At 64.4% G+C, this 26,996-nt stretch carries 21 protein-coding genes; 12 read left to right on the plus strand and 9 right to left on the minus strand.

The features are described from left to right. Positions 1 to 50: 50 nt before the first annotated feature. Complete coding sequence (locus tag ABZ293_RS15160; RefSeq protein WP_355180884.1) at positions 51 to 485, minus strand: nuclear transport factor 2 family protein; 435 nt, start codon at positions 483 to 485, stop codon at positions 51 to 53. A 482-nt stretch (positions 486 to 967) separates the two neighbouring features. After that, positions 968 to 2,110: a lipase family protein gene (locus tag ABZ293_RS15165; RefSeq protein ID WP_355180886.1), complete on the minus strand. Its 1,143-nt coding sequence runs from the start codon at positions 2,108 to 2,110 to the stop codon at positions 968 to 970. A 457-nt stretch (positions 2,111 to 2,567) separates the two neighbouring features. Here ABZ293_RS15165 and ABZ293_RS15170 point away from each other — a divergent pair, with 457 nt between their 5' ends. Next, positions 2,568 to 3,704: a pyridoxal phosphate-dependent aminotransferase gene (locus ABZ293_RS15170; protein WP_355180888.1), complete on the plus strand. Its 1,137-nt coding sequence runs from the start codon at positions 2,568 to 2,570 to the stop codon at positions 3,702 to 3,704. Here the strand turns inward: ABZ293_RS15170 and ABZ293_RS15175 are convergent. Further along, positions 3,693 to 4,436, minus strand: a complete 744-nt coding sequence (locus tag ABZ293_RS15175) for a GntR family transcriptional regulator (RefSeq protein ID WP_355180890.1) — start codon at positions 4,434 to 4,436, stop codon at positions 3,693 to 3,695. The two genes, ABZ293_RS15170 and ABZ293_RS15175, sit on opposite strands and share 12 nt — an antisense overlap. A 208-nt stretch (positions 4,437 to 4,644) precedes the next feature. Between ABZ293_RS15175 and ABZ293_RS15180 the strand changes: the two genes are divergently transcribed. The 6 genes from ABZ293_RS15180 (at position 4,645) to ABZ293_RS15205 (ending at position 12,481) form a co-directional block, all read left to right on the plus strand. Continuing rightward, positions 4,645 to 6,759, plus strand: a complete 2,115-nt coding sequence (locus tag ABZ293_RS15180) for a hydantoinase/oxoprolinase family protein (protein WP_355180892.1) — start codon at positions 4,645 to 4,647, stop codon at positions 6,757 to 6,759. Next, positions 6,756 to 8,486 (plus strand): hydantoinase B/oxoprolinase family protein, encoded by a 1,731-nt coding sequence (locus tag ABZ293_RS15185; RefSeq protein ID WP_355180894.1) that lies wholly within the window; start codon positions 6,756 to 6,758, stop codon positions 8,484 to 8,486. Before ABZ293_RS15180 ends, ABZ293_RS15185 begins: the two co-directional genes overlap by 4 nt. A 30-nt stretch (positions 8,487 to 8,516) precedes the next feature. Next, positions 8,517 to 9,866 (plus strand): MFS transporter, encoded by a 1,350-nt coding sequence (locus ABZ293_RS15190; protein ID WP_355180895.1) that lies wholly within the window; start codon positions 8,517 to 8,519, stop codon positions 9,864 to 9,866. Beyond that, positions 9,863 to 10,447, plus strand: coding sequence for an isochorismatase family cysteine hydrolase (locus ABZ293_RS15195; RefSeq protein ID WP_355180896.1), 585 nt, complete (start codon positions 9,863 to 9,865; stop codon positions 10,445 to 10,447). Before ABZ293_RS15190 ends, ABZ293_RS15195 begins: the two co-directional genes overlap by 4 nt. Positions 10,448 to 10,660: 213 nt before the next feature. Beyond that, positions 10,661 to 11,356, plus strand: coding sequence for a hypothetical protein (locus tag ABZ293_RS15200; RefSeq protein WP_355180898.1), 696 nt, complete (start codon positions 10,661 to 10,663; stop codon positions 11,354 to 11,356). A gap of 3 nt (positions 11,357 to 11,359) precedes the next feature. Next, positions 11,360 to 12,481, plus strand: coding sequence for a Glu/Leu/Phe/Val dehydrogenase dimerization domain-containing protein (locus ABZ293_RS15205; RefSeq protein ID WP_355180900.1), 1,122 nt, complete (start codon positions 11,360 to 11,362; stop codon positions 12,479 to 12,481). Positions 12,482 to 13,422: 941 nt separating this feature from the next. Here ABZ293_RS15205 and ABZ293_RS15210 read toward each other — a convergent pair. After that, positions 13,423 to 14,067, minus strand: a complete 645-nt coding sequence (locus ABZ293_RS15210; RefSeq protein WP_355180902.1) for an HAD family phosphatase — start codon at positions 14,065 to 14,067, stop codon at positions 13,423 to 13,425. Between the two features lie 249 nt (positions 14,068 to 14,316). Further along, on the minus strand, positions 14,317 to 14,445 hold the full coding sequence (locus ABZ293_RS15215; protein ID WP_355180904.1) for a hypothetical protein: 129 nt from the start codon (positions 14,443 to 14,445) through the stop codon (positions 14,317 to 14,319). Positions 14,446 to 15,335: 890 nt separating this feature from the next. Here ABZ293_RS15215 and ABZ293_RS15220 point away from each other — a divergent pair. The 3 genes from ABZ293_RS15220 (at position 15,336) to ABZ293_RS15230 (ending at position 22,115) form a co-directional block, all read left to right on the plus strand. Then, positions 15,336 to 16,337 (plus strand): alpha/beta hydrolase family protein, encoded by a 1,002-nt coding sequence (locus tag ABZ293_RS15220; RefSeq protein ID WP_355181160.1) that lies wholly within the window; start codon positions 15,336 to 15,338, stop codon positions 16,335 to 16,337. Positions 16,338 to 17,405: 1,068 nt separating this feature from the next. Next, positions 17,406 to 17,750 carry a hypothetical protein gene (locus ABZ293_RS15225; RefSeq protein WP_355180906.1) on the plus strand — a complete coding sequence of 115 codons (345 nt, stop codon included), beginning with the start codon at positions 17,406 to 17,408 and terminating at the stop codon, positions 17,748 to 17,750. Between the two features lie 210 nt (positions 17,751 to 17,960). Next, entirely contained in the window at positions 17,961 to 22,115 is a 4,155-nt protein-coding gene (locus tag ABZ293_RS15230) for a serine protease (protein WP_355181162.1), read from the plus strand. Between the two features lie 3 nt (positions 22,116 to 22,118). Here ABZ293_RS15230 and ABZ293_RS15235 read toward each other — a convergent pair whose 3' ends face one another. From ABZ293_RS15235 to ABZ293_RS15245, 3 genes are all read right to left on the minus strand, one after another. After that, entirely contained in the window at positions 22,119 to 22,793 is a 675-nt protein-coding gene (locus ABZ293_RS15235) for an RNA polymerase sigma factor (RefSeq protein ID WP_355180908.1), read from the minus strand. A gap of 31 nt (positions 22,794 to 22,824) precedes the next feature. Further along, positions 22,825 to 23,322: a hypothetical protein gene (locus ABZ293_RS15240; protein ID WP_355180910.1), complete on the minus strand. Its 498-nt coding sequence runs from the start codon at positions 23,320 to 23,322 to the stop codon at positions 22,825 to 22,827. A gap of 689 nt (positions 23,323 to 24,011) precedes the next feature. After that, positions 24,012 to 24,605, minus strand: coding sequence for a TetR/AcrR family transcriptional regulator (locus ABZ293_RS15245; RefSeq protein ID WP_355180912.1), 594 nt, complete (start codon positions 24,603 to 24,605; stop codon positions 24,012 to 24,014). A 97-nt stretch (positions 24,606 to 24,702) separates the two neighbouring features. On the opposite strand from ABZ293_RS15245, the gene ABZ293_RS15250 reads away from it, so the two are divergent. Beyond that, positions 24,703 to 25,530: an SDR family oxidoreductase gene (locus tag ABZ293_RS15250; protein WP_355180914.1), complete on the plus strand. Its 828-nt coding sequence runs from the start codon at positions 24,703 to 24,705 to the stop codon at positions 25,528 to 25,530. A gap of 14 nt (positions 25,531 to 25,544) precedes the next feature. Further along, positions 25,545 to 26,615 (plus strand): dihydrodipicolinate reductase, encoded by a 1,071-nt coding sequence (locus tag ABZ293_RS15255; protein ID WP_355180916.1) that lies wholly within the window; start codon positions 25,545 to 25,547, stop codon positions 26,613 to 26,615. Between the two features lie 136 nt (positions 26,616 to 26,751). On the opposite strand, the gene ABZ293_RS15260 is transcribed toward ABZ293_RS15255, so the two are convergent. Continuing rightward, positions 26,752 to 26,994 carry a hypothetical protein gene (locus tag ABZ293_RS15260; protein WP_355180918.1) on the minus strand — a complete coding sequence of 81 codons (243 nt, stop codon included), beginning with the start codon at positions 26,992 to 26,994 and terminating at the stop codon, positions 26,752 to 26,754. Positions 26,995 to 26,996 lie beyond the last annotated feature (2 nt).

The raw sequence follows: 26,996 nt of genomic DNA on the forward strand, positions 1-26,996 counted from the left end.
CGACGACCGGTGGATCATTGATGGTGCATCCTTCGGGGATACGTGAGTGGCTAGGTGCGTAAGTGGTGGCTCAGATCGCCTACCAGGTGGATGCGAACTCGGCGCTCCACGAATCGCCATTGCCCCTCGATGCGTTCGAAGCGGTCGTGGTAGCGGCCTGCCGCCACGGGTTGCAGCGGAAGGTCCGGGAGGGCCTGGAAAACGGTGAAGTAGGAACGCGCCGTAGCGGAATTCGCTTCGTCGTCGAATTCGATGGCGATGTTCGTCGTGACATGGTGGGTGCGCGGCGTGCCGTCCTCGTACCGGATCACCGTGCTGCGCAGCATTTCCTCGACGCCTTCACGGCCCCTGATCGTTGTGCCGCTGCCGATGAACGCGGCGTGGGCGAACAGCGCGCCGACACCGCCGAAATCCCCGGCGTCGACCAGTTCCGCGTACTTCGCGATCAAGTTCGTCACGGCAGTCGTATCAGCGGCTGTGCTCACAACGTGTGAGGGTAGGCGACCGCTGGTGCGCAATCGGCCCCAGCCTCGGCTCGACACTCGACCTGCACCGAAGGTTGTTGTCGACCGGTTCACATGACTCCGCAAGGGTGAGGACGGCGCACATGCGCGGTGGCCCCACCGAGCCGACAATGCTCGAGATCGAGCGCGCCGAGGCGCGGGGCTTGACCTCCAAGACGCTGCGCAAGCTCAACGTCGGACCGGACTGGACTGGGCGCCGGGGTCGGCAGAGAACATCTACTTTGCCGCGGACAATCCCACCGAGCTTCCGAACCGGACCGGGATTCTCGTCGGCCTGCTCGGGGTGTACGTCGACGTCGAAACCAGCGCAGCCCTGATCACGGTCGCCCAGGAGATCGGTGATCTCGTCGAAGCTGAGAGCCTCGCCATGCAGTCGACGAGGAACCGCTTCGAAGCCAGATTCAGGGAGGCATTCGCATGACCGTTCGATAGCACCATTTGAGTCAGCGCAGGTGTGCATTCAAGAAAGCCAACGCATCCGGCAGTGATGCCAGGAATGCACCGCTATGGTCTTTACCTGGGTAATTGTTGACCGTCACCTGTATGCCGGGATTGAGCTCTTGGAGACTTTTCCCGTAACTCTCCGTGTTTGTGGGAGGAACATCGATGTCGGCCTCGCCATAGCCGATCATGACGTCACTGGTGAAGTGATCTTCCGGGTAACCGGCGAGCGCGGTGATGTCCGCTTCGAATGTCGGCGTCGGTTCGTCCGGGTTGGCGACAAGCGCTGCGGGCCGCCGGCCCCCCGCGCGCGCAACCAGATCCGCAAGACATTCCGAAGTTGCCTTTTCCACGTATTCCTTTCCGAAGTCGGAAAGGAATGGGGTCACACTGCCGGGATTCAACTCCTGCAACGAGGCAAGGAAGTATCCGGCGTACCCGACTTGGTTCTCGGAGCCGGTCGAGGATCGCTCGAACATCTTCCGCAGGCTCGCACCCGGTTTGGTGCGCAGGCCGGTGGCCATCACCCCGCTCAACCCCGTCGCCGGACCGCCGCTGCGCTCGGCGTACAGGCTGGCCGCGCTCATCGCGGCGTGCGCCCCTTCCGACTGGCCGATGACAACCCATTTGCTCGACAACGGAATGGGGGTGGTGCGAATCGCCGCGACCGCGTCCAGTATCGACAGTCCTTCGACATTGCTGTTGTAGTAACTGAACTGTCCCGGAGTGCCCAGCCCCTGGTAGTCGGGTGCCAGGACGGCATACCCACTGTCCAGGATCTGGTTGAAATAGGTGCTGTTTCGCTCCGACTGCGGCCGATGCGATGGTGCGCAGGAATCTCCGATGCCCGCCGTGCCGTGTGCCCACACGACCAGCGGCCACCCGCCCAGCGGTGGCACACCGGACGGCAGATACAGCGCACCCGACCCCTCGGCGGGCGCGTCATGCTGATCCTTCGTCGAGTAGACGACCTCGAACGACACCGCGGCCTTGGCGAACGACCATGCGGGATCGAGTGGCCCGATCCTGCTCAGTTCTCCGGTATCCGAAGGCTTCGCCATCGCGGGCGGACTTGCGAGCGTAAGCGAGGCGCACACGATCGCGGCTACCACCAGCACCAGTCGCCGAAAGGACACTACGGACATGCCACACAACCGTACCGGCACAATCCGCACATCCTCCCCACCGCTGGCGAGGCTGTGGTCATGCCGCCGTCGTCGGTACACGGCGGGTCCAAGCCGTCACAAGTCCCTGTTATCTGACGGACCCCGGCGATGCGCAGCGAGCCATCGATACATATAGCCAGTTGGATCTGCTCCGCGCGCTCAGCGACGCCGGTGTGCGACGGATTGGACCGGTCTCGGCAGATGCCGGTGACGAGATCGGTGGGGGAGATACCAATCTGGGTCAGCAGCAGCCGTGCCGGGGCGACGGTTTCCGCGCTGGCGGCCGGTGGGGTCATCGGCGCACCGTCTCGAGCCGAATTGCGGGAGCTGGCTCGCCCCGTGTCCACTCCTGTCGATAACAGCGAAGGAAGGTAGCGATACGGCCGTACGTCTCTTAGTATCCTAACTAGATAAGTTGATATCTTAAGGAGGCGAGATGCTGAAGCGGCTACCCGCGATGGTCCTATCCGAACGGGTCGAGCAGCAATCAGGGGCAGGTGCCGATCTGGTGGCCGTTCGTGGTGTGCCGACAGTTCCGATGCCACCTCACGTGGCAGCCGCTGCCTATCAGGCCGCGGGAAAGGTTTTCCCGCGACGCAGCCGGGGCGCACTGGATCTCCGGGCTGCGATCGCGGAGAAGCTGATGTCGACGTTCGGCTTGGCAGTAGAGCCAGAGACGGATCTGTTGGTCAGCCATGGGGCACAGCACGGTATGAGCATTGCGCTTCGAGCGCTTCTTCGCCCGGGCGACGAAGTCATCGTTCCTGCTCCGACGTATTTCTTCGATGGAATTATCCAGCTGGCCGGTGCTCGGCCGCGTTATGTGATGACTGCGGCTGAGGCTGGCTGGCGGATCGATGTCGAGCAGGTCGAGTCGGCTGTGACCGATCGGACGAGGGCGATCCTGGTCTGCAATCCGAATAATCCGACCGGCGATGTGCCCAGCGCCGAGTGCCTGGCCGGGCTCGCCGCTGTGGCGCGCCGCCACGGTCTATACGTGTTCGCGGACGAGTCTTATGAACGCTATGTGCACGATGGACCTGGCTACATTCCACTCATGTCGCTGGCGGAGCGGGGCGACAAGTTTGTCACGGTCACGAGTTTGAGCAAGAACTATGCGTTCACCGGCTGGCGTATCGGCTATATCCACTCCACACCAGGTCTCATCAATGAGATTCACACGGCGTTCGAATGGGAGGCGATCAACGTCGGTGACGTGCCGCAGGCGGCCGCGGTTGCGGCTATCACTGGTCCGCAGGCATGGCTGGAGAAGGAGTTTTCGACGATGCGGGCGCGCCGAGAGATCCTGCTCGAGGCTCTCGCCCGCGCGGGTGTACCTGCGGTGCGGCCGTCGGCCGGTGTCTTCGTCTTCGCGGACTTCACGGTGACCGGACGGCATGGTGCCGGACTCGAGGAATTCTTGCTCGAAGCGGGTATTCCGGCGCTTGCCGGTGACGGGTTCGCTGGTCCAGGCACTCATGCGCGATTGCTCTACGGTGCTGACATGGACGATGTCCGTGCTCTGGGTGAGCGCATCGGTTCGGTGCTGGCTGGGCTTTCGTCACATCGCTGAACTGGTGCTGGTGTCGGGCAGCGAGATCGGCGTCGAGGTGACCGAATGGCTGCGTGTGAGCGCTTCGATGATCTCGCGCCTGGCCGCCTCCGTGCGAACGTGCATCGCTGCGCGGGCTCCTTCCGGGTCCCGGGCGGCGATGGCATCGAGGATGGCTTTGCGCTGCTCGATTCGACCGGGCGGCATCGATGGTGACAACGTCACCGCGAGGCGAACTATGCGCTCGATCTCGTCGAAGACGCCGAGGACACTGGCTGCGAGGCGATCATTGCCGCTTCCGTTGGCGATGATGGTCTCGAACTCGTAGTTCAGGCGTAACCGTTCGCTCAGATGCGGTCCGGCTAGTTGACCGTATTCGGTGTCGACGCAGAGCTGGTGAAGTCGATCGAGGTCCGCTTGGGGCAGACCCCTGCGTGCGGTGAGGGCAGCGGCCTCACCTTGCAGCAGTGTGCGCATGTCGCACAGGTCCGCGGCGTCTCCGAGCGTGATCGGTGAAACGACATAGCCCGCTCTCGGGAGCGGCTTGACCAGTCCGTCGCGATGCAATCGTGCGAGAGCCTCTCGAACAGGAGTTTTGCTCAAGCCGAGGACTCGTGCGACGTCTTGTTCGGTGAAGTGCTGCCCCGGCGGCCGAGTGAGTTCGATGATTTCGCGCTTCAGCGCCCGGTAGGCGCGTTCCATCATCGTCCCGTCGCCCTCTGCGTCCTGCAGGATCGCTGGCTTGTGGCGCACGCAGCCCCCATTCCTTTTAGTCATCCGATACTAGCAACGACACGTTACAGTCCGGATGCAGACGTAAAATATCTCAACTATCCATTGTTGATATCTCTATAGCCCGCTACAGTTCGGGTGATGCAGGCCACGCCAGTGCTGAGAGCCGACGGCGGTTCCGTAGCCGGGCGCCCTGCATTTGGAGCCGCAACAGCAACCAGGGAGATAGATGACTTCCGCAACGACGGCCAGTCGCACAACCGACAGCCCCAGTAGTTCGCAGTGGCGTATCAGCGCTGACATCGGAGGCACTTTCACCGATGTCATCGCGCTCGGACCCGACGCGCAGGTCGTTCCGATGAAGGTGTTGTCCACACCACCGGACTTCGAGAGCGGTGTCATCGGCGGGGTGACCGGAGCGATGACCGATGCCGGGATCGCCGCTGGTGATGTAGCAACGCTGCTGCATGCAACGACAGTGGCGACGAACGCCATCCTAGAGATGGATGGTGCGCGGACGGCGCTGGTCACGACCAAGGGGTTCCGGGATGTGCTCGAGTTGGGTCGGCTGCGGCGCCCGCTGCTGTACGACCTGTCGTGGAAAAAGCCGACTGCGCTGACTCGTCGACGTTTTCGCTTCGAACTCGATCAGCGCATTCTCGCTGATGGCACTGTTGCCGTCGTCGTAGACGACGATGAGCTCATGGCGCTGGCCGGACGTCTGGAGCGCGCGGGCATCGAGGCGGTGGCGGTGTGCCTGATCAATTCCCATGTGCGTCCCGACGTGGAAAGGGCGGTTGCGGAGAGACTGCGGACACTGATTCCGGGTCTGTATGTGACCGCTTCGGTGGACATCTCGCCCGAGCCCGGAGAGTTCGAGCGCACCAGCACAGCCGTAGTCAACTCCTACGTCGGTCCCGTGGTGTGCGACTACGTCACCGCGCTCGGGCTCGGTCTCGACGAACGTGGAATCCACGCTCCGTTTGCGATCATGCAGTCCTCCGGAGGCCTGCTGGACGCGCAATCGGTGACGGAGCGGCCGGTCAACATCATCGAGTCCGGGCCTGCCGCAGGCGTGATCGCCGTCCAGAAGCTCGCCCAGCTGCTGGGTTTGGACAACGTGGTCGCCTTCGATATGGGCGGGACGACAGCCAAGGCATCGCTGATCGAGAAGGGCCGTCCGTTCGTCGCCGGCGACTACGAGGTCGGTGGCGGCATGAATATTTCGCGCAGCATGAGCAAAGGTGCCGGCTATACCGTGCGGGTTCCCTCGATCGATATCGCCGAGGTTGGAGCGGGAGGCGGCAGCGTCATCGGTGTCGATGCCGCCGGGGCGCTGCATGTCGGCCCGACCAGTGCGGGATCGCGCCCTGGGCCGGCCTGCTACGGGCAGGGGGGAGATCGTCCGACGTTGACCGACGCGAATGTCGTCCTCGGCTACCTGAGTCCGGACGCGATTGCCGGCGGCCGGGTCGAGATCCACGCCGAACTCGCGGACAAGGTCCTGCGGATTGTCGCCGAAGCCATCGACACCGATCCCGCGACCGCCGCTCTGGGTGCTTACCAGGTAGCCGTGTCGAACATGACGAAAGCAGTCAAGGCGGTCACGAGTGAGCGGGGACGCGATCCGCGGGAGGCGGTACTAGTGGCCTTCGGCGGTGCCGGTCCGCTTTACGGGGCGGCTCTCGCCCATGAACTCGGCATCGCCAAGGTGATCGTGCCGGTCCACACCGGCCTGTTCAGCAGCCTTGGCCTCTTGGTTGCCGATAGCGAATACCAGCTTGTGACCCCCTACCGGCCTGAACTGTCTACCGCCGCAGGCATCGGAGCGGAATTCGAATGCCTAACCGCCGCGGTACTGGATCATCTGCATCATTCCGACCAGGTACAGGTCGAGAGGTTTTTCGACATGCGCTACCGCGGTCAGCGCTTCGACCTGCGGATCGCGTTGGCGCCGGGACGGGTCGACGACACGTTGATCGCACAGGCATACAGCGACTTCCACATCGAGCACACCAAAACCTACGGACGTGCCGGCACCGACGATCTGGTGGAGATCGTGAACCTACGAGTGCGCGGATTCGTACCGAACCCGATCGGCATAGATCAGGTCCTGAAACTGCCCGAGCAGCCGATGGCGAAAAGTCGCAGCAGGGTGTGCCGATTCGATTCGACAATGCAAACCCGCGTACTTTCACGCGCCGAACTGACCGCGGCCGAGCAACCCGGCCCGATGGTCATCGAGGACATGGACTCCACCACCTTGGTCCCGCCGGGCGCCACCGCGCGTCTGGATGCGCACAACAACATCGTCATCGAGTGGAATTCCAAGGACTTCGCATGAGCACCAACATCATTCAGGACGCCGCCACGTTCGAGGTGTTCCGCAACGCCGTCTCCGGCCTCGCCGACGAAATGGCCATCACCATCCTGCGCACCGCCCACTCGCAGATCGTCGCCTCGAGCATGGACTTCTCTGCTGCACTGTGCGACGCGAGCGGCCGCATCATCGCTCAAGCCAACACCTGCCCGGTACACCTCGGCTCCATCCCCGACGCGATGGGGGCAGTGTTGGAGGCATTCGGGGACTCGATCGCCGAGGGCGATGTCTACATGCTCAACGACCCGGACTTCGGTGGTATGCACTTGCCGGACATCTTCGTGGTCGCACCAACTTTCACCGGGGGCCGCCTGCTGGGTTTTTCGGTGACCGTGGTCAACCACACCGATGTCGGGGGATGGGCAGCTGGGTCGATGGCAGTGCAATCCACCTCCATCTTCGCCGAAGGCATACAGATTCCCCCCTCTCGGCTCATCGACGCCGGGATCACGAATACGACGTTCTTGGATCTGATCCTGCGCAATGTCCGCGAACCCGAGCTGCTGCGCGGCGACCTCGAATCGCAGCTGGCTGCCTGCTACGCGGGAAACACCGGTTTACGGGCGCTGGCCCACAAACACGACAGGAGCGACTTCGACCGGCTGTGCAACGAGCTTCTGGACTACTCCGAGGCTCTCGTGCGGGACGCGCTGACTCGCGCACCGGACGGCGTCTACAACTTCGTCGACCAGATCGATGACGACGGCCTCGGCTCCGGACCGATCCCTTTCCGGGTGGCAGCCACCGTGTCGGGCAGCGACATCCGGTTCGATTTCACCGGCTCCTCGCCTCAAGTGCCGTCGGCGCTCAACGCCACCGCGTCGTTCACCCGCTCGGCGTGTTACGCCTCCGTGCAAGGCGTCCTCGGCACGGACATCCCTGCCAACAGCGGCTTCTACCGCCCGTTCAGTTTCGACATCCCGGCGGGGTCGGTCCTCAACGGTCAACGCCCGTGCGCCCGCGGTGCCCGGGGCTTGGTGGCCTATCGGATCATCGATACGGTCTTGGGTGCATTGGCGCCGGCGTTTCCCGATCGCGTGCCCGCTGCCGGTGACGGCGGACCCAACTCGGTCGCGGTGGGGGTTACCGAGGCGGATGGCACGTCGACGGTGCTGTGGGACATTCTGTGCGGGTCCTGGGGGGCGACACCGACCGGCGACGGCAACGACGGCATCAGCCCACTCGGCGCGAACCTCGCGAACACCCCGGTCGAAGAGCTCGAACAGTCTGGTCACTTACGCATCGACGGCTACGGCTATCTCCCCGATACCGGCGGCCCCGGAACCTATCGCGGAGGGCTGTCCACTTTCCGCGACATGACCGTGCTGCACGACAACACCACAGTTCAGATCCGCTCGGATCGCCGAACCTCACGTGCCTATGGCCTGCGGGGCGGTGCCCCCGGCGCTGCCTCGGCGAACCTGCTCGACCCGGGCTCCAGCACCGAAGAGTTGCTGCCGTCCAAACCGCACATGATCCTGCACGCAGGCAGGCGGCACCGGCAGGTGACCGCAGGTGGCGGTGGCTACGGTGACCCGCTGCTACGGGACCCACAGCTCGTCCTCGACGACGTTCTCGACGGCAAGGTGACTGTCGAAGCGGCGCTGCGCGACTACGGGGTCGTTCTCGACTCGACCGGCGCACGAATTCTCGAAGCCGAGACTCGCGTCTCCCGCACCGACCGGCACTAACCGGGCACAACGGCCGAAGAAAGCATTACCATGACCGATCACACTCCCGGGGGACCTTCACTCGATCAGGCCCAGCTGTGGCGCAAAGTAGCCGTTCGAATAATTCCCCTCGTCGGCATCGCCTATATCATCAGCTATATCGATCGTGCCAACCTCGGCTACATCGGCAAACCGATGTCAGCCGATCTCGGAATGACCTCGGCGCAGCTCGGCCTCGCCGCCGGGTTGTTCTTCCTCGGCTACATCCTCGTAGAAGTGCCCAGCAACATGATGCTGCGGAAAGTCGGCGCACGCTTGTGGATTAGCAGGATAGTGGTCACCTGGGGGATCGTGACCGCCTTGACCGGAACAGTGCACTCGACCGCGCAGCTTTACCTGGCGCGCGTCGCTCTTGGCTTCGCGGAGGCCGGGCTGGCTGCCGGGATCCTGCTCTACCTGACGCTGTGGTTTCCGAAGAAGCAGCGATCCTGGGCGATGTCGGCGTTCTTTTTGACAATTCCACTATCGGGAATCATCGGCGCACCGATCGCGGCAGCCCTTCTGCAATATGGCACCCGCTTGCTCGGGATCGCCGGCTGGCGTTCGTTATTCGTCGTCGAAGGTGGGCTGACCGTCCTGATCGGGATAGTTATCCTGCTGTTGTTGCCGAATCGGCCCGCCGATGCCAAATGGTTGACCTCCGAGGAAAAAGCTCATATCGAAACGATGCTGGTTGCCGAGGCTGCCGAGAATGAACAACACGGTGCGTTGACCGGCATGCGTCAAGCACTCACCAATTCCCGGGTGTGGGCGTTGGCCGTATCGTTCTTCGCTATTGTCTTCGGGCTCTATCCGCTCGCGTTCTTCCTGCCGACCATGATCGCCGGCCTCTCCCGTGCCGTTGGATCCGGAGTCTCCAGCGTGCTGCTTGCTGCCATTCCGTCGGCTACGGCGATGGTTGCGATGATTGTCTGGGCGCGGATTGCCGGCCGGCACAGTGCGGTACTTTCCACCGCTGTGCCGATGGTGATCGGTGCGATCGGTCTGCTGGCCGCGACTGCCACCACCAACGGGCCGCTGTTCATCCTGGCAGTCTGCGTGAGCGTTTCGGGCATCTACTGCGCGATGCCGCAGTTCTGGAGGATCCCCGCGACCAGCCTGACCGGTGCTGCTGCGGCAGCGGGAATCGCGTTGATCAACTCCGTCAGCAATCTCAGCGGGTTCGTAGGCCCCTACGTCACCGGCGCTATCGAAACAGCTACCGGCAGCTACACGTACGCCCTGTTCACCATCGTCGCGGTGATGATCGCCGGATTCTGCATTCTGCTCACCGTGGGCCGCCGGGTCGAAGCGCTCGCCCACGCCGAGGCCGCCACCGCGCTTGTCCAGGATCCGCAATGAGCACCGACAATGTCACCACCGCGCTGATCGTGTGTGATGTGCAGACCGGCATCATTGACAATTTTGCTTTCGCACGCCCGGTGGTGCCCATACTGGCGGCGGCGATCCCAGCGGCTCGCAGCCTCGGTGTTCGCATCATCTACCTGCGCGCGGCGCTACGTGCCAATGGCAGCGACGTACACCCGAACAACACTCTGTTCCAACAATTCCACGAAATGGGAACAGTCTTCCACGAAAACTCCGACGAAACGCACATCAACGAGCAGTTCGAGATCTACGACACCGACATCATCGTGCTCAAACGGCGCACCAGCGGATTCGCCGCCACCGATCTCGATCTGATCCTGCGCAGCAACGACATCGACCACCTGGTGCTGTGCGGGGTCGCTACCTCAGCCGTGGTCGCGGCCACCGTCTATGCCGCCAGCGATCTCGACTACCGGATCAGCGTGCTGTCGGACGCTTGCGCCGATCAGGACCCCGACGTGCACGAATTCCTCACGCGTGGAGTGTTTCCCGGGCGTGGCGTGCAGGTCCTGACCACAGACGACTGGCTCGCAGCCCTGGCCGGCAACGTCTGAGTTCCGAGTCCGGGTCCACTGCGTCGACGTCAGCTCGAAGCATCGACCCGAATCCATAACCACTTCGGTAGCGGGTTTCACGAATTGCCCTGCGTCGCAGCGAGACCCCAGCACGGACTGACCACATCGATCGGTAAACGAGCGCTCGGTGGCGCGTGCGTTCGGCCGCCGCGTGAACTCCCACGCGGAAAACAAGAAAGAAGAAGGAAAATGATGAGGAAGATAGCGCTCACGACCGCCTTGACGACCCTGTCTCTCGGTCTCACCACCGGTATGGCGACAGCGGCTCCATCAGCAGCGGACCAATCGGTGAATTATTCCGCGAGGACCACGGAACACTCCACGATCATCTCCACCGATGGGGGATCGCTGGCAGTGGAAGACGGGGTGCTCGAGATCAAATCCGCGGATGCCAGTGTCCTGGCGGGTGCCGAATTGGCTTTCCGTGTCGATGATTTCGTCTTTCCCATTGCCGCAGAGATCTCCGGCCGCACCGCGACATTGACACCGCAGTTCGATATCGCCCACGCGCGCTACGCGCCGGTCGCATTGCCGTTCGAAGACAAAGCTCCCTGGAAGAACAATTACGACCGGGAGCAAGCCGCGTGGAATCGGATGACCTCCACCATCTCGACGGGCGCGACGCTCGGCACCCTCGTCGGCGGGCTCGGCGGTGCCGCGGTAGGTTGCGTGCTCGGAGGCATTGTGGGTGCGACGGTTGCTGCGGCATCAATCGTCGGCCTATTCGGTCCCTTCGTCCCTGCCGCGGCAATCGGCTGTATCGGCGGAATAATCGCGATCGGCGCCCTCGGTACTGTCGCGGGTCAACTGCTGATCACTGCGCCGTTCGCCATCATGGCCGCCGTGCAGTACTTCACGACGATCAACGCTCCGGCTCCGGTGAACTGAACCATGTGCGCTGTACACCCCGACACAACAGGCGTGTTCGATCGACTCGACTTCGCCGACGACGCCCCTCACGAACAAGTCGTTTTCTGCCAGGACCTGCGAACCGGCCTCAAAGCGATCATTGCGATCCACTCCACCGCGCTCGGACCGGCTCTCGGCGGAACCAGGTTCTATCCCTATGTCGATGAGCGAGCGGCACTGACCGATGTGCTGCGACTGTCCCGGGGGATGACCTACAAAGCGGCCATCGCGGGCCTGAAACTCGGCGGCGGCAAAGCCGTAATCATCGGCGAACCCGCCAGGCTGAAGACTCCAGCCCTGCTGGAAGCCTACGGACGATTCGTCGAAACCCTCAACGGCCGATACATCACCGCAGGCGATGTCAACACCACCTCCGAAGACATGGACATCGTCGGGCGCACTACAGCACACGTCGTCGCCCGCACTCCACGAAATGGCGGTTCGGGCGACAGTGCACCACTCACAGCTCTCGGTGTATTCCACGCTATGGCCGCCGCCGCCGAAACATACTGGGGAACAGCTGATCTCACCGGCCGCAAGATCGGAGTAGAGGGAGTCGGCAAGGTCGGATACAACCTTGTTGGACTACTCGTCGACGCGGGCGCGATCGTCTCGGCCACCGACACCAACACCGCCGCACTCGGACGCCTTGCCGCAGCACACCCCTCAGTGAGCATCGTCGACAGCGTCATCGACGCGGACATCGACCTCTACGCACCGTGCGCCATGGGTGCCACGCTGACGGACGTCTCCGCAGCCGGCCTCATCGCCAGCGTGGTCTGCGGGGCTGCCAACAATCAACTGGCACATCCTGACGTCGAGCTGGCACTCCACCAGAGAGGAATTCTCTGGGTACCGGACTTCGTCGCCAATAGCGGCGGGCTGATCCAAGTTGCCGGCGAACTCGACAAACGCAGTCGAGAGGAGACAACCGCACAGGTCGAAAAGGTGGGCGACACCGTTGGGCGCATCCTTCAACGGCAACGCGAGCATCAGATCCTGGTCGGCGAAGCTGCCCGGGACATTGTGATCGAACGCCTGCGGAGTGCTCGAACTCCGGGACCGTTATCGCCCGTCTTGCCTCCGAGGAGTGACTCATTCTGAGGACTGGCGTTGCTTTGTTCCGGCACCACACTGTCGCTGACATCGGCTCGACGCATCCAGTTCGGTACGCGACCGGATGGTCACCGCGATCGGTCGCGATCTGATCCAACGTGAACTCGTTTGTGGTTCCGTGCAACCGGGACTACGTCCACGAGGCTATGAACCTGCGTTCGGCGCGTACCCTACCTATTGGGATCGCTCAGCTGGAGCTCATCGGTGCGGCGATGCCATGGCAGGATCAGTGCTTTCGGCGATCGAGGATGAAGGTGTGACGCCGCTCGGTGCGGGTACGACCGAGGTGGTGATGGCGGCGCGAGTGGTTGAGTGATTATGAAGACGAGATCGCCGGAGACGGTGAAATGCCGGGGATGTCGGTGCTGGTGGCCACTGAGCGCGCACAGTGTCTGCCATTGTTCCCAGTGCCATCAGACGTTCACTGGTGACAAGGCTGCGACTCGGCACTTGGTTGTGGATTATCGCCGCAAACCGCACGTCATCTGTCGAACACCGCAGAGCGTCGGCCTTGTTGATGTCGGCCGCGCTTACCCCTGCTGGGGCTTGCCGCACAATTAGGGACCATCCGGCTGGGGACCTTGCTACCGGGGGAGTTCGCTCGCAGCCGGGCACTGCGGATCGTTGACGAGGCTCCCGGCATCGGGCAGGTGATGGGTTGGCCTGCAAGCCAACCCATTTCAGCAAAGATCCGGTGACCGGACAGGCGCGCGCCATCGTTGATGATCGATACCGCAATCATCGAGCCTGCTTGTCGGTGCTGGCGTCCCGCGTGTTTGTGGGGGTGCGGCCCCGACGCGCCAACTGGTCGGCATGCGGTCCATGCGAAACGCTCGGCTGGGATATCCAGCCGAGCGTCTGGCAAGGCTCGTGTCCACCATCGACTGGCGGCGGTGTTGCGCCGACCCCGGAAATCCTCTCGCGGGGACCTATGCGGCGACGGTCGCGAGGCGGAGGTGATCCTCGATATCGGCGGGTGAGCCGGTGTAGTGGAGAGTGTGCAGGCCGAGGCGAGCGGCGGCTTCGCAGTTGTCGGCGCGGTCGTCGACGAACAGGACGCGGCCGGGATCGCGAACTCCGGTCGCGGCGAGTGCTTTTCGGTAGGTGTCGGGGTGGGGTTTGTTCATGCCGAGCCGGGCCGAGTAGAGGGCGTCGGTCATCACAGTGCGCCAGTCGGAGGCGTCGAGGGCATCGCTGACCGGATGGGGTGCGTTGGAGAGCAACACGATCGGGAGATCTGCCCGCCGGGCATGGTGGAGGAGTGCGACGACGCGCTCGTCGGTCCGGGTCCACAGCGCGGTGTCGACGGCACGTAACTGCGTGAGCAGTTCCGGCTCCGGGCGATGGCCGAGCACAGCGGTCCAGAATTCCGCGTCGTCGAATTCACCGGAATCGTAGGGTTCGCGGGCGCTCCAGAAAGCATTAATGAAGAGTCCGAGCTGGTCTGCGTGCCATCCGGCGAGTTCGGCGAGCCTGCTCCACATGGGAACGGTGGGCTGCAGGCCAATGACGCCGTTGTAGTCGAAGATGACCGCGTCGAGTTCCGCGGGCTGGTGAGGTAGTGCGGTTACCACCGGTTCTCCAAGGCTTTGATGGGACAGGGCGGCCACGCCTGCGGCGAGCAGGCGGGCAGGGTGCCGCCGGCGACTTCGCCGTCGAGAATTACCGCGAAATCGGCTGCGTGGGTATGACGATTCCCGCCTTCTTCCATGACGAAAGAGGCGCACAAACTGTGGATCGAAGGAAGGTTCCGCGAGTCAAAGGCTGAAGGTGATGCGCGACGCTGCGCGAACAATCCGAAACCTACCAAGTGGTATGGCGAGCTACCACTCGGAACGGGTCTTGGTGATCCGCCCCACAAAGCGCCGCCCGAAGGTCTCATCGGCGTGGTAGCCGAGATCACCCTCCGGCAGGGGGGTGCCGATCATGCTGGATACGCGTTTCCAGGTCATCGAGGCGATCCCGAACGTCCACCCGGTTCGAGTAAGTTCCCGTTGGCTCCACGGTAGGTATGCGGGCAACTACATCTTGCGCGGGACGCTCGCACCCGGCGGTCTGTTCATCAACAGGGGCCATCGCTGCGAGGGGCGACGGGCCCGCGACTCGACGCATTGGGCAAAGCCATGACCGCCCGCCGGGCTCAATGGATGGGAACCGCGGGGGAGGATCGGGAGGTGTGGTGGGACGCGATCGACCGCGCTCCCGGTCTCGCCGACCTTGTGGGTCTGCGGGACGGGGGATCGGCCCACAATGTTCACGACCGGCCCACTGTCCACGTTTACATCGCTTTCGCAGTGGTCCATCCATTGAATCATGTTGCTGCCCAGGGCTTCCCGGCCGAGGCCCGCTGCCATCGTCGATGTGCCGACGGCGGCTTACCAGCGGCTCGGTCGAGATTTTTCCACTTTCGGACCCGACGACCACCCGCTGCCATGGCTGCTTCCTTATGTTCGCAGCGGCTGACGCCCGCGTGCTCCGGCGGCGAATACGCTCGGCGCGTATCTCTCGAGCGGCTCGCCTCACAGTGAGGGGGCGGGAAGCTGACAATGATCCTGCTGCGCCGCTACATGGGCTGTCGGCGCTCTGTTGTCGGTCACGGCGATATGCCTCTATTTAACGGTACGATATCTAGTGGGATGTTAGGAGGCTCATGCGGTTCAGGGTGGGTGGTTACCACGGTGTTCGTGGTCGTGGTGCTGATGTTCGGTGTGGGCGAGGTGACGCCGAACAACCGAGCAAGTCGGACGAAAGCGCCACCAGCGCGGTGGCGCCGTGGGTGCGGCGGCCGGTGAGGGTGCGTGCGCGGGTGTGGCGGGCCGTTGGCGAGGTTGTGTCGGTGGCGATGGCGTTGATGGTGGTGGCCGGGGCGGCTGCCGCCGCGCCGCCGACGTCTGGTCCGGATCTCGGCCCGCCGGGCGGATACCACGCTCCCGCCGAGGACGCCGGTTTTGCGGTCCGGCCGGTCGTCACTCGGATCGAGCCGATCACCGACCGTTGGCTGCGGGTCTTCGTGCAGTCACCGGCGATGAACCGGGCTGTGCAGGTGCAGGTGCTGGTACCGGCCGACCGCAGCCGGCTGCGACCTACCCTGTACATGCTCGACGGGCGCGGTGCTCCCGAAGACGCCAGCAGTTGGACCGAGCACGGTCGTGCCGTGGAGTTCTTCGCCGACAAGAACATCAACGTCGTGCTGACGACCGGAGGGCCGGCCAACCTCTACACCGACTGGCAACAACAGGACCCTGTCCTGGGCACCAACAAGTGGGAGACCTTCCTCACCCGCGAACTGCCTCCGCTGATCGACGCACAGTTCGAGGGCAACGGACGCAACGCGATCGAGGGTGTCTCCATGGGAGCCGAGGCCGCGATGATGCTCACCGTCCGCAATCCGGGCCTGTTTCGGGCGGTGGCCGCGCACAGCGGCTGCTACACCGTCGCCTCCAACGCAGGCCAGGCCCAAGCCCGCGGGATTGTGAAAACCTATGGCGGCAACCCGGACAACATGTTCGGGCCCCCGGATGATCCGGACTGGCTCGCTCATGACGTCATGGCCCACGCGGCAGCCTTGCGTGGCAGCGCGGTCTATCTGTCGAGCGGCAGCGGGATCCCCGGCGAACACGACACCCCCGACCAGGCCGATCTCGCCGACACTCTCACCATCGGTGGATCACTGGAAGCCGGCGCCTACGCTTGCGCCCTGGCCCTCGCCGACCGGCTCACACGACTGCAGATTCCCGCGACAGTCAACCTGCGGCCCACCGGCACCCATTCTTGGCCGTATTGGGCCGACGAACTGGCCCGGTCCTGGCCGACCATCGCCCACGCACTCGACGTCAACAACTGACTTTCGATCGTCGGCAACGGCAACCCGGTTCCGGTAGAGGGCCGACGAGCCTGACCGCCCGGCGCGGCGGCGGTGAAGCCGCGCCGCACGAGATCCGGTAGTTCGGCGGTGCCCACCGGCGATCGTGGTGATCGGTCGCCACGGGCGCGGCTGGCACCGCACCGGGCCCAACTCACGCATGATCGTGCGGACCGTGCTGGGGTGAAAGGTGTTGGGGCGTGAGCCGAGTCGTCTGTTGAGTGCAGTGTGTGGTGGTGCCGGTCGCCGCAGGTTGCCAGAATATTGATCCAACACTGCGATGATTCTCTTCAACAGTTACCTCGCTCCCAGGAGCGGGATCCACCCTGAGTATCTCCCCTTCCCCAGCGGCAACCTGCTTTAAATGTTCTGCAATCTCGGAACAATCTTCACCCGGATGAATGCCCTCTCGCAGCATTCTTGCCATCTCGACCCGTCGCCGTCCCAACCTTTCGCGTCCCAACACGGTTGATCCCACTGTCAGCACTTTCCCGAGTCGGACGGAGTAGGGACAGCCATGGGAGACATCGGACCGGTTCGTCGGCGCATCGAGGTGATTCCGGAAACCCAACCGGTACTGCCGGTTCCGCACGAACCGGAGACTCCGGAGCGACCTACGGTGCCGGAGCCCGCCGCGTCCCCGCGTGAACCTGCCCACGCGCGGTGAACCCGCGTGATACCCAGTCTTTTTGCGTGCAGAGGTGATTCGTGAACACGGCACAGGACTCGCGGAACCGCGCCGCGGTGGCGCGGATATTGGACTCGTCCGATCGGCCGGTGGGGACCGGGTTTCTCGTCGGTCCACGGACGGTAGCCACGTGCGCGCACAGTGTCACGGCGGCAGTCGGTGGCGATCCACACAGTCTGCGGCGACCCAATGTCCCCGTCGGGGTGGATTTCCCGTGGTGCGCTGATGGCAGTCGGGTAATCGCTCGAGTGCGCGGCTGGGTGCCGGAGTATGCCGATGGCTGTGGCGATATCGCTGTGCTGGAACTCGATGCCGCACCACCGGCAGCAGCGAGTCCACCCTTGATGCGAGGGACCGACGGTATGACGGCCACCAGATTTCGGATGCTGGGAGTAAGGAACAGCGGATTCGGTATCGTTGCCGTGCGCGGCGACTTCCGGACCCCGGCATTGGGTAAGAGTGTGGTAGCGCTGGAAGTCGCGCACCATATGCCACCGATCTCCGACTGTTGCAGTGGTGCCCCCGTTTGGGACGGCGGGGCGAACACAGTGATCGGTATGGCGACGGTCCCGGACCGGCGATCGGTCACCCGCACCGCCTACATGATCCCGATCCAGGATGTGCTTCGCGTTGTCGGATCCCTGCAAGCCCCCGACGGAATCTTTGTCTTGCTGGCCGGTTCAGTGGCAACTGTGCTCGTGGATTGAGGCCTTCCCTACGCGCCGAGGGCCGTTCGGTCCGCGGGGAATTCCGGTCTCCGGTCTCCCGCCCCGTGCTCGGCAACGGTTCCCTTCACACCATCGGCGGATTTGCTACGCTTGCCGAACTTCCCTGGGAGGGTTCGACGTGTGCAAGGGATTGCGGAAACCGGTCGGCTCGGCTGGGCATCAGCGCGGATTCTAACGCCCACCGGCGATGTGGTCGGCGCGGGATTTCTGGTGCGTCCCACTCTGATTGCGACGTGCGCGCACGTCGTATCGGCGGCGCTGGGGCGGGAACCGACGGACGACAAAGTGCCCGAAGAGCCTGTGGCCGTGGACTTTCCGTCGGCGGATGCCGCGGTTCCGATACTCGCCCGGATCCGGCACTGGTCCCGCATCCGCGAGGACGGCCGCGGCGATATCGCCATCCTGGAGCTCCTCGCTCCGCCCCCGGATTCCATTGCGCCGCTGCCGTTCTGGCCCGCCGGCCAGCCCTGGGGTGGGGAGTTCCGGATGTTCGGATTTCCGGCCGAGATGCCCGGCGGCGTCTGGGTGTCCGGCGAGTTTCGGGCCCCGCAGAGCCAGGGCTGGGTACAGCTGCAGGCAGCGACCGGCGGGCAGCCGATCACCGAGGGGTTCAGCGGAGCCGCCGTTTGGGATACCGAGGCGCATGCCGTGACCGGAATGGCGGTCGCCGCCGACCGCCGCCGCTACACCCGCACCGCGTTCATGCTTCCCATCGACGAGGTGCTGCGGCTGAATCCGGCGCTGCTGTCGAGCCCGTATCGCGGTATGGCGCCGTTCGACGAGGAGCACGCAGAGTTCTTCTACGGTAGGGACGACGATATCGCTCGGGTGCAGGAGACCCTGCGGCAGAGCGGTTTCGCCGCGGTGGTCGGACGTTCCGGTACCGGGAAGTCCTCGTTGATCCGAGCCGGGGTGATACCGCGATTGCGGCAGAAGGGGCGGCAGGTCGTCGTATTCCGGCTCAGCGGTGACGCCGCGACGGAATCCGGTGTGCGCGCGATCGGCTCCGGTATCGCCGCGGACGAGCCACTGTCGACCTGGTTGATCGAGCAGGCCGGGCCCGCGCCCGACGACGATGACGCGGCCGAACTGCTGCAACAGCTTCCACCGAGCGGCACGGTGTTGTTCGTCGACCAGTTCGAAGATCTGGCCGTGGCGGCCCCGCGGCAGGCCCGTGCGCTACTGCAGGCGTTGCTCGAGCTCACCCGTGCCGACACCGAGGGCCGCCTGGCGATCGTGCTGACGTTGCGCTGGGACGCGCTGGACGACCTACTCGACGCCGAACTCGCCGAATTCCTCGGCGGCACAACGGTTGCGGTGGCCCCGCTGGGCCGTGCCCAACTGCGCGACGTGATCAGCCGCCCCGCCGCCCGTGCTGGAGTGGTGCTGGACGATGCGGTGGTGCAGCGGCTGATCGACGGTGTTTTCGACCAGCCTGGCGGGTTGCCGTTGCTGGCGTCGGTGCTTTCGGACCTGTGGGCCCGGCACACCGGCGGCCGGATCACCCTCGCCGATTACGAAAACGTCGGTAGCGTGGAGGTTTCCATCGCCCGGCGGGCCGAGCAGGTCATGGCGCAGTTCACCGATCCCGGCGAGCGGGCCGACGCGGAACGGCTACTGAAGCTGCTCGCGGTGCCGACCTCGAGCGGCGCCGGATTCCTCCGAGCGGTGCTGCCGATGCGGGAGTACCCCGAACTCCGCGGTGTGGCCGGGCGGCTGGCGCTCGACCGCCTGGTCGTCGTCGGCCGCGACAAGAACGGCGCGGACACCGTCGAGCTCGCACACCAAGCGCTGATCGACAACTGGGAACGGCTGCACGACCTGCTGCAGTCCGACCGCGACTTCCGCGCGTGGCAGCAACACCTCGCGCAGGACCTGGACAACTGGGAGCGGCGCGGTCGCGAGCACGACGCGCTGCTGCGCGGTACTGCTCTAGAGACCGCGAAGGACCAGCTCGAGGCTCGGAAATCCGATGTGCCGCAAGCACATCGGGAATTCATCACGGCCAGCCGTCGGCTGCGTGGGCGGGAGGTGCGGCGCCTGCGGGTGGTGGCCGCAGCGCTCACCGTTCTGGTGGTCGTGGCCACGTCGATGGCGGTGGTCGCCTACCGGAGCAGTGTGGCTCGCGCGGCGCAGTTGCGGTTGCAGGCGGGGCGCAGCCTCGCGGCGGAATCCATGCGGGTGGCCGACTCCGACCTGGACAAGGCGCTGCAATTCGCGCAGGCCGCAGCGCGGTATGCGCCGGACGACGAGATGGTGCGGACGGCACTGCTGTATCAGCAAGTGCGGTTGTCGTCCGTCACGGATTACCGGACTGGCCTGTGGCGCGATGCGACATTCGGGGCGGCAAGTGGCGACGGGTCCGAGGTCGCGGTCGCCGAGGGCCGCGACGTCACAGTCTGGGTCGGTCTGCTCGGCGATGCGCCGATGCCGTGGCGACTTCCACCGACCGCCGGGAAGGTCGCCTCGCTGAACCTGAGCCGGAACGGCTCCGCACTGGCCGTGGTGACCGACGATGGTGCGGTCGCCGTCTGGGATGTTCGAAACCGCACCGGTCCTGCGTTGGTCCGTCCGCCGGAGCCTGCGCTGCTGCTGCCCAATGGCGTGTCGACCGGCTGGGATCAGACCGGGCGCTGGCTCGCGGTGCGACTCAACCGAGCGCAGGTCCAACGGGCAGAGTTGCAGCAGGCCCAGCACACCGACCTGCTGGAGGTGTATGACATGGCGGGTGCCGGGCCTGTTCTGGTCTCTTCACCGCCTCCGCTGGGAGATTTCGCCCAGTTTCCGGACTATGTCGACCCGACCGGCACCATGATCGTGATGCGCGAGTCGCAAATCGGGATGACGCGCAACGTCGTGCGCGACGCCAGGACTGGACAGCCGATTCGGGAATTACCGGCCGGTAAGATCACCTCGACCGGCCTGGTCGTCGGATGTTCCGACGACCAACTGGTCGTCTCGGACGCGCTGACGGGGGCCGAACGTCTACGGACGCCGCGCGGCTCGGGCTCGACGACCGAGGATTGCAAGTGGGCCGTCGATAGCAGTGGACGGTACGCGTGGTCGACGAATATCCTCGCCGGCGATACGCTCGGTCAGACTCACCTCATCGAACTAGGGACCGGCCAGGCATTCGTTATCCAAACAGCCAGCCCTCGGGATATGTCGGCCACTGTACTGGTCGCCCATGCCGACGGCGGCCCGAGGCTGGCACTGTTCACGCCGAGTGGCCTGCTCCGCTTCGCGCCTGCCGTGGCGATCTCGGACATGAACGTGTTCGCCGGGCCGGTCACCGAACAGCGGATTGTCAAGTGGAGTCCCGACGGCTCGTTCGTTGTGGAAGTCGCATGCGGCCCAGAAGATGTGAACGCAACGGTGCGTGTCATCGAAATGACCCCCGCCATAAGGGAAGTCGCGCGTATCTCGGTGGCTGTTGCCGTGCGTGGTTCGATTCCGCCCGAATCTGCCTACCGGATCACTGGCGACGGGAAGCATTTCGTCGTGGCCGGTGCGACGGGTGGCATCACCATCTACGCGCTGCCCGGACTCGGTGTCGAGCAACGTATTTCGTTACCTGTGCCGCCCGAACTCGGACCTGGACTGCGGCGACCGACATCCATCATGCAGCCCGGCGACGACGAGTTGGCCGTCTTCCATGCGGGCTCGGTCACCCGGTGGCGGATCAGCGATGGGAAACAGCTCGGCCAGACCGTGCGGACTTGGCGCGACACCGACGAACTGGTGTGGATGGTACGGGCTGGCGCGCAGGCGGCCCTCGTCCCGACGCACAACGACCAGTTCTTCACCGAGAACATCGACGGCGACACCGTCCGGGCCCTGGATGACGGACGAGTGCTCCGCACGGTACCCGTCAAACCGATCGATCGCGGCAAGAGGCAGGATGCCTTCGTCAGCCCTACCGCTCCACACATATACATCAGGTACGACTCCGGGGAAGACACCGTGGAGAACTTCGACAGCGGTGTGGAATCTCCTTCCGCACAACCGTTTCCGTCGGGCAATGGGGTTGGCATGACCGACGATGGTCTGCTGGTGGTCGACCACCTCGGGACACTCGAGATCTGGGATTTCGATCGCAGCGCAAAGATCTTCGATGTGACGATCTCGGGTCAGCAGTATGGGGATCTCTCCGGAGATGCCCTGTATGCGCTGAATCCCGGCAGGTACTCCGGCAGCGGAGGTGTCGGACGGTACACGATCAATCTCGACCGCGATGACGTACTGGGACGGCTCTGCGCGATCAGTGACCGCGACTACACCCAGGCGGAACGTGACCAGCTGCCGGTGGGTGCCGACAACACCCCACCCTGCCGAGGGATCTGACGATCAAGCGACCTGCTCTTCGAGGTATTTGCGGACCCGCAACAGCCCATCGTGGACGTATCCCTTGACGGTACCCTCCGCCACGCCCATGACCCGAGCGGTCTCCTTGTAGGTGTTTCCCTCGTAGGTGTAGATGATGACCGCCTGGCGTTCCCGCGGCGGCAGTGCGTCCAAGAGCCGGATCAGCATGTCCCGCAAGGCGATCATGTCGTCGAAGGGCAGGCCGGCATGGTCGGCGAGGACCGAGAGGCGTTCGTGCCCATTGGAATCCAGCCGTTCCCGGTCCTTCGCAGTCCGGACCATGGCATCCTTCACCAGGTTTTCCGCCGTGGTCCACAGGTACTTCCGGAGCCCTTCAACGTCGGTGATGTGATCCGGCCAGCGCGCGTACACCCGCATGAACGCGGTCTGGACTATGTCGTCGGCATCGGCACGGGTGCGCGTCAACTTGGTGATGCGGGCCAGCAGCATCTCGCTCGCCGACTCGTATGCCTCCACCAGCATTTCGGCGAATGCCTGCTCCCGCTGCTCACCACCGCGGGCGATCCGGATGACGGCCGGTTCGGTATCGGCGGTGAGCAGCGTGAGCGGAGCCTGCGCACATTCGTGCAACACCACACGCAGCAGGGCGGCAAAGGAAATATCACGGGCCTGGGCGGGATCGAGTGGCGCGCTCATGTGGTCTGGCTCCCTGTCGTCTCTCGGTATCCTATGCCCGATACTCGAGCCACCGCGTGGTCGATGTCGCCGAGGTCAGGATGATCGTGGCGATCGGGAACATGGCCACGAATATGGCGAACAGCGGGCTGCCGATCACACCGTAGTCATCGGAGGCTCCGGCAACGGCAAGCACGACCACTGCTTCGATGATGCTGTAGGCGATGTCGACCGCACAGCCGATGACGATCAGCCGACGGGCCGAGGCATGCTTGCGAAACATCTGGATGCCGCCGGCCAGCAACAGCGAACCGACGAGCAAGAAGACCGGGATCGAGATCGCGAAAAGCGCTTGCGCCCCATTGGTTTCGCCCTCCGCGTCGAGGTCGCTCAACATCGCTATCCCGACGATGAGCACAAGAATACTCAGCAGCCGGTGCGTACCGCCGAGGCAGGCGAGCACCCCGGCCGTGATGGCGGTCCCGCCGCTGGGCGGCGGCACCGGGTGTGAATGGGCAAAGTCGCCAGGGGCGGCGGGGTTCTGCATCATGGCGGATTCCTCCTTATCGAACTGGGTGTTCGTAGGGATCAACCGCCGTGGGTCACGAAACGTTGGGTCCGCGGGAGCGCAGATTCGGATCCGTTGCCGCGGCGCCGTGGGCGTGGGCGCGAGCAGGGCCGGCCGGCGGCACCACACGCCGCTCCGCCCGCACAGAATCGGCCGACGAGCTGCTGGTCAACAACCGCATCGGATACCGCGTAAACGTTCTCGATGAATACAGGCCCCAAACCGGCCGGGTCAATGTGGCGAACCCGGTGCGCGTTGATGACGGCGACGGCGTAGGGCAGGTCGGTGATGCTCGCCTTCGGGGATGGACGCCGGTTTCGGCGGGCCCGGCAGCGGACCGCGGATCAGCTGTTCCAGTGGTAGGAGCAAACCAGAGGTCAAATAGTGTTGACCGGCTTGCTTTTCTGTAATTGGTTGGTGGTACGCGTGATTCGGCTCGACTGAATTGCGTTTGTAGTCCGCTGTGTTTGGTGTCCGATGGTGTGCAGTACGCGGTGGCCGTGTTCCTCGCCGAGATCGCTCACATCGCAGCGGCAGGCCTCGCTGATCCGCAGACCGAGTATGGCCAGGACCGCGAAGTCCGGCGGGTTGTCCGAATCGCGGGCCGCGCACAGCAACGACTCGAACTGCAGGTGCGAAAGTCCCAGTGTCGGTGATCGTTCGACCGCGCCTCAGGAAGTTCGAGACTCGCCGCGAGCTCCGATGACCCCGTATAACAGCAGATCCTCGAGTGATGCGGCGAAACTGTCGACATCATCGATGTCACGGATGCACATCGCGAACAAGGCCGCACCGGCGATGGTATCGAGCAGGGTGTTCGCGTCGAGGCCGGGACGTGCCGATGCACTGTCGCCGGATAGGTAGTCGCCGAGTTCGACGCGGGTGGGGGTGTCCAGACGGGCAGCGAGTTTCTCGTAGAGTCCGGAGTCCTCGCGCATCTCGGCCATGAGCCCGGGCATGGCGACGCGGGTTTCGGCGGAGCTGAACAGTTGGACGGTCCCGCGGATCACCTTACGAATCTCGCTGATCAGGTCGGGCGCCACCTGGTCGGAGCCGACGTCGGGAAAGACCGCCTTGGCGATGAGGTGAGCCTTGGACGGCCAGCGACGGTAGATGGCCGGGCGGCTGACCCCGGCCCGGGCCGCGATGGCGTCGATGGACGCCGCGGCATAACCCTTTTCGACCAGCAGGGCGCGTGCGGCGTCGAGCACCGCGCGGTCGACCGCGGGATCACGGCGTGGGCCCAGCCGGTGACGTTCGGTCATGAAATTCGTCCCTTGTCCGCGCGAGGTGGAGTCGTTACAGTCTGTCACAGCATTAGTCGTTACATTCTGTAACCGCTGGGGACTCGAGGAGTAAACCGTGTCAGCTGCCCCGCACATCACCGCACTCGCCGAGACATATCGACCGGTTCCACTGCTACAGGACAAAGTCCTGGTGATATCGGGCGTCGGTCCCGGCCTGGGACACTCGCTGAGCATCGAAGCCGCCCGCATGGGCGCGAACTTGGTCCTGGCGAGCCGCACGGAGCGCAAGCTCGACAAGATCGCCGCGCAGGTGCGCGACCACGGCGGCACCGCCCTGGTCGCACCGACCGACATCACCGTCGAAGAGCAGCGACAGTCCCTGGTGGATCGCGCACTCGCCGAGTACGGACGTATCGATTGCCTGATCAACAATGCCTTCGCGATCCCCCCGATGAACCCGATCACCCAGATCGAGATCGACTACCTGCGCACCGCGAACGAGACCAACGTGTTCGCGCCACTGCGCCTTTCGGCATTGTTCGCCGACGCACTGGCGGCCTCGCGCGGTTCGATCATCATGCTCAACTCATGCGTGTCCTACAGCTCGCAACCCGAGTACTCCGGCTACAAGTTGTCCAAAGGCGCACTGCAGCATCTGGCTTCATCCCTGGCCACCGAACTCGGCCCACGCGGCATCCGCGTGAACAGCGTCGCACCGTCTTACGTCTACGAGGACATCAACAAGGCCTACTTCGACTGGCTGGCCAGCCAAGCCGGAGTCACACACGCCGACATCTACCGGGACAAGGCCGCACCAACCGATCTGCAGCGCCTGGCCGAGCCCGAGGAAGTCGCCCGCGCCACGCTGTTCCTGGCCAGTGACCTGGCCACCGCCGTCACCGGGCAGATGCTGACCGTCGACTGTGGCGAGTTCCACCGATGAGCACGGGAGCAATCATGACAAAACGAATCGTCCTGTGGGGCACTGGCGTCGTCGGCTCGATGGTGCTGGCGGAAATCCTGCGCCACCCACGTTTCGAACTGGTCGGCGTCGGCGTCAGTAACCCCGACAAGGTCGGCAGGGATGCCGGAGACCTCTGCGGTGTGCAGGAAACCGGTGTCCTGGCTACGGATTCGGTCGACGACCTGATCGCTCTGCGTCCCGATGCGGTCGTGCACTACGGCCCCACCGCCCAGTTCGCCGACGAGAACATCAGGGTCATCAGCGCATTCCTGCGCGCTGGCATCGATGTGTGCTCGACGGCCATGACACCGTGGGTGTGGCCCGCCATGGACCGGACTCCTGACGTATGGCGTGATCCCATCACCGACGCGTGCACCGAGGGCGGCGCATCGTGCTTCACCACCGGCATCGACCCCGGCTTCGCCAACGACCTGTTCCCCATGACCCTTATGGGCCTGTGCGGTGCGGTGGATTCGGTGCGGGCCTGCGAACTGCTCGACTACACCGACTATGAAGGCGACTACGAATTCGAGATGGGCATCGGCCATCCGCCGGAATTCCAAGCGCTGCTGGAATATCCGGACCTGCTCATCATGGCCTGGGGGCCGACGGTACCCATGATCGCCAGCGCCGCGAGCATCGAACTCGACGCCATCACCACCACCTGGGACAAGTGGGTGACCCCTGAGGATCGCCCGTCGGCCAAGGGCATCGTGAAAGCGGGCACCGTCGCCGCCATCCGATTCACCATCAACGGCGTCTACCAGGGCCGCGAGGTCATCACCCTCGAACACGTCAACCGCATCGGCCGTGACGCCGCCCCGCACTGGCCCGCCGGAACCCGCGACGACGTCTACCGCGTCGATATCATCGGCTCCCCCTCGATATCTCAGGAGACCCAATTCCGGTTCACCGACGGTTCCGGCCGCACACCGGCCGTGGCGGGCTGTCTGGCCACAGGCATGCGTGCGCTCAACGCCGTACCCGCGGTCAACGAACTACCGCCCGGCTGGGTAACCGCACTGGACCTGCCACTGATTCCGGGCGCAGGCACGATCCGCTGAGTGGCTGCCGCGACTGGAAAGCGCGGTTTCTAGACCGAGCCGCCTTTCACAACCGTCCACTGGGACCGGACTCCCTCGCTTTCCCGAATCGCGTCGAATTGGTGATGGTCACTGGTTGGCCTCGAAGCTTTGGAGCTCACCGAACTCCTCGTCCTCGGCCAAGGCCGCGATGTACTTCTCCGTGTAGCCGCCGATTCTGCAACCTGGCGCCACCGCCGAGCAGATCGCGCATCTGGAAGCTGTCCAGGGTTTCGCGCTGCACCCCGACGTCCAGGCACTGCTCGAACATCACAACGGCACCGTGTATGCCGCCGAAGGCGCCGAATTCCTGCCGATGGCATACATGCTCGACCCGATCGACCAGATCCTCGCCGGTCACGA

The sequence above is a fragment of the Nocardia sp. NPDC005998 genome, from assembly GCF_040614395.1.
Classification (GTDB): Bacteria; Actinomycetota; Actinomycetes; order Mycobacteriales; family Mycobacteriaceae; genus Nocardia.

Coding starts and splice junctions, on each gene's coding strand:
- ABZ293_RS15215 (WP_355180904.1), bottom strand. CDS start 14,445: ATGACCTGGAAACGCGTATCCAGCATGATCGGCACCCCCCTGCCGGAG.
- ABZ293_RS15225 (WP_355180906.1), top strand. CDS start 17,406: ATGACGGCCACCAGATTTCGGATGCTGGGAGTAAGGAACAGCGGATTC.
- ABZ293_RS15190 (WP_355180895.1), top strand. CDS start 8,517: ATGACCGATCACACTCCCGGGGGACCTTCACTCGATCAGGCCCAGCTG.
- ABZ293_RS15165 (WP_355180886.1), bottom strand. CDS start 2,110: ATGTCCGTAGTGTCCTTTCGGCGACTGGTGCTGGTGGTAGCCGCGATC.
- ABZ293_RS15200 (WP_355180898.1), top strand. CDS start 10,661: ATGAGGAAGATAGCGCTCACGACCGCCTTGACGACCCTGTCTCTCGGT.
- ABZ293_RS15180 (WP_355180892.1), top strand. CDS start 4,645: ATGACTTCCGCAACGACGGCCAGTCGCACAACCGACAGCCCCAGTAGT.
- ABZ293_RS15170 (WP_355180888.1), top strand. CDS start 2,568: ATGCTGAAGCGGCTACCCGCGATGGTCCTATCCGAACGGGTCGAGCAG.
- ABZ293_RS15185 (WP_355180894.1), top strand. CDS start 6,756: ATGAGCACCAACATCATTCAGGACGCCGCCACGTTCGAGGTGTTCCGC.
- ABZ293_RS15220 (WP_355181160.1), top strand. CDS start 15,336: ATGGCGTTGATGGTGGTGGCCGGGGCGGCTGCCGCCGCGCCGCCGACG.
- ABZ293_RS15205 (WP_355180900.1), top strand. CDS start 11,360: ATGTGCGCTGTACACCCCGACACAACAGGCGTGTTCGATCGACTCGAC.
- ABZ293_RS15235 (WP_355180908.1), bottom strand. CDS start 22,793: ATGAGCGCGCCACTCGATCCCGCCCAGGCCCGTGATATTTCCTTTGCC.
- ABZ293_RS15240 (WP_355180910.1), bottom strand. CDS start 23,322: ATGATGCAGAACCCCGCCGCCCCTGGCGACTTTGCCCATTCACACCCG.
- ABZ293_RS15255 (WP_355180916.1), top strand. CDS start 25,545: ATGACAAAACGAATCGTCCTGTGGGGCACTGGCGTCGTCGGCTCGATG.
- ABZ293_RS15245 (WP_355180912.1), bottom strand. CDS start 24,605: ATGACCGAACGTCACCGGCTGGGCCCACGCCGTGATCCCGCGGTCGAC.
- ABZ293_RS15195 (WP_355180896.1), top strand. CDS start 9,863: ATGAGCACCGACAATGTCACCACCGCGCTGATCGTGTGTGATGTGCAG.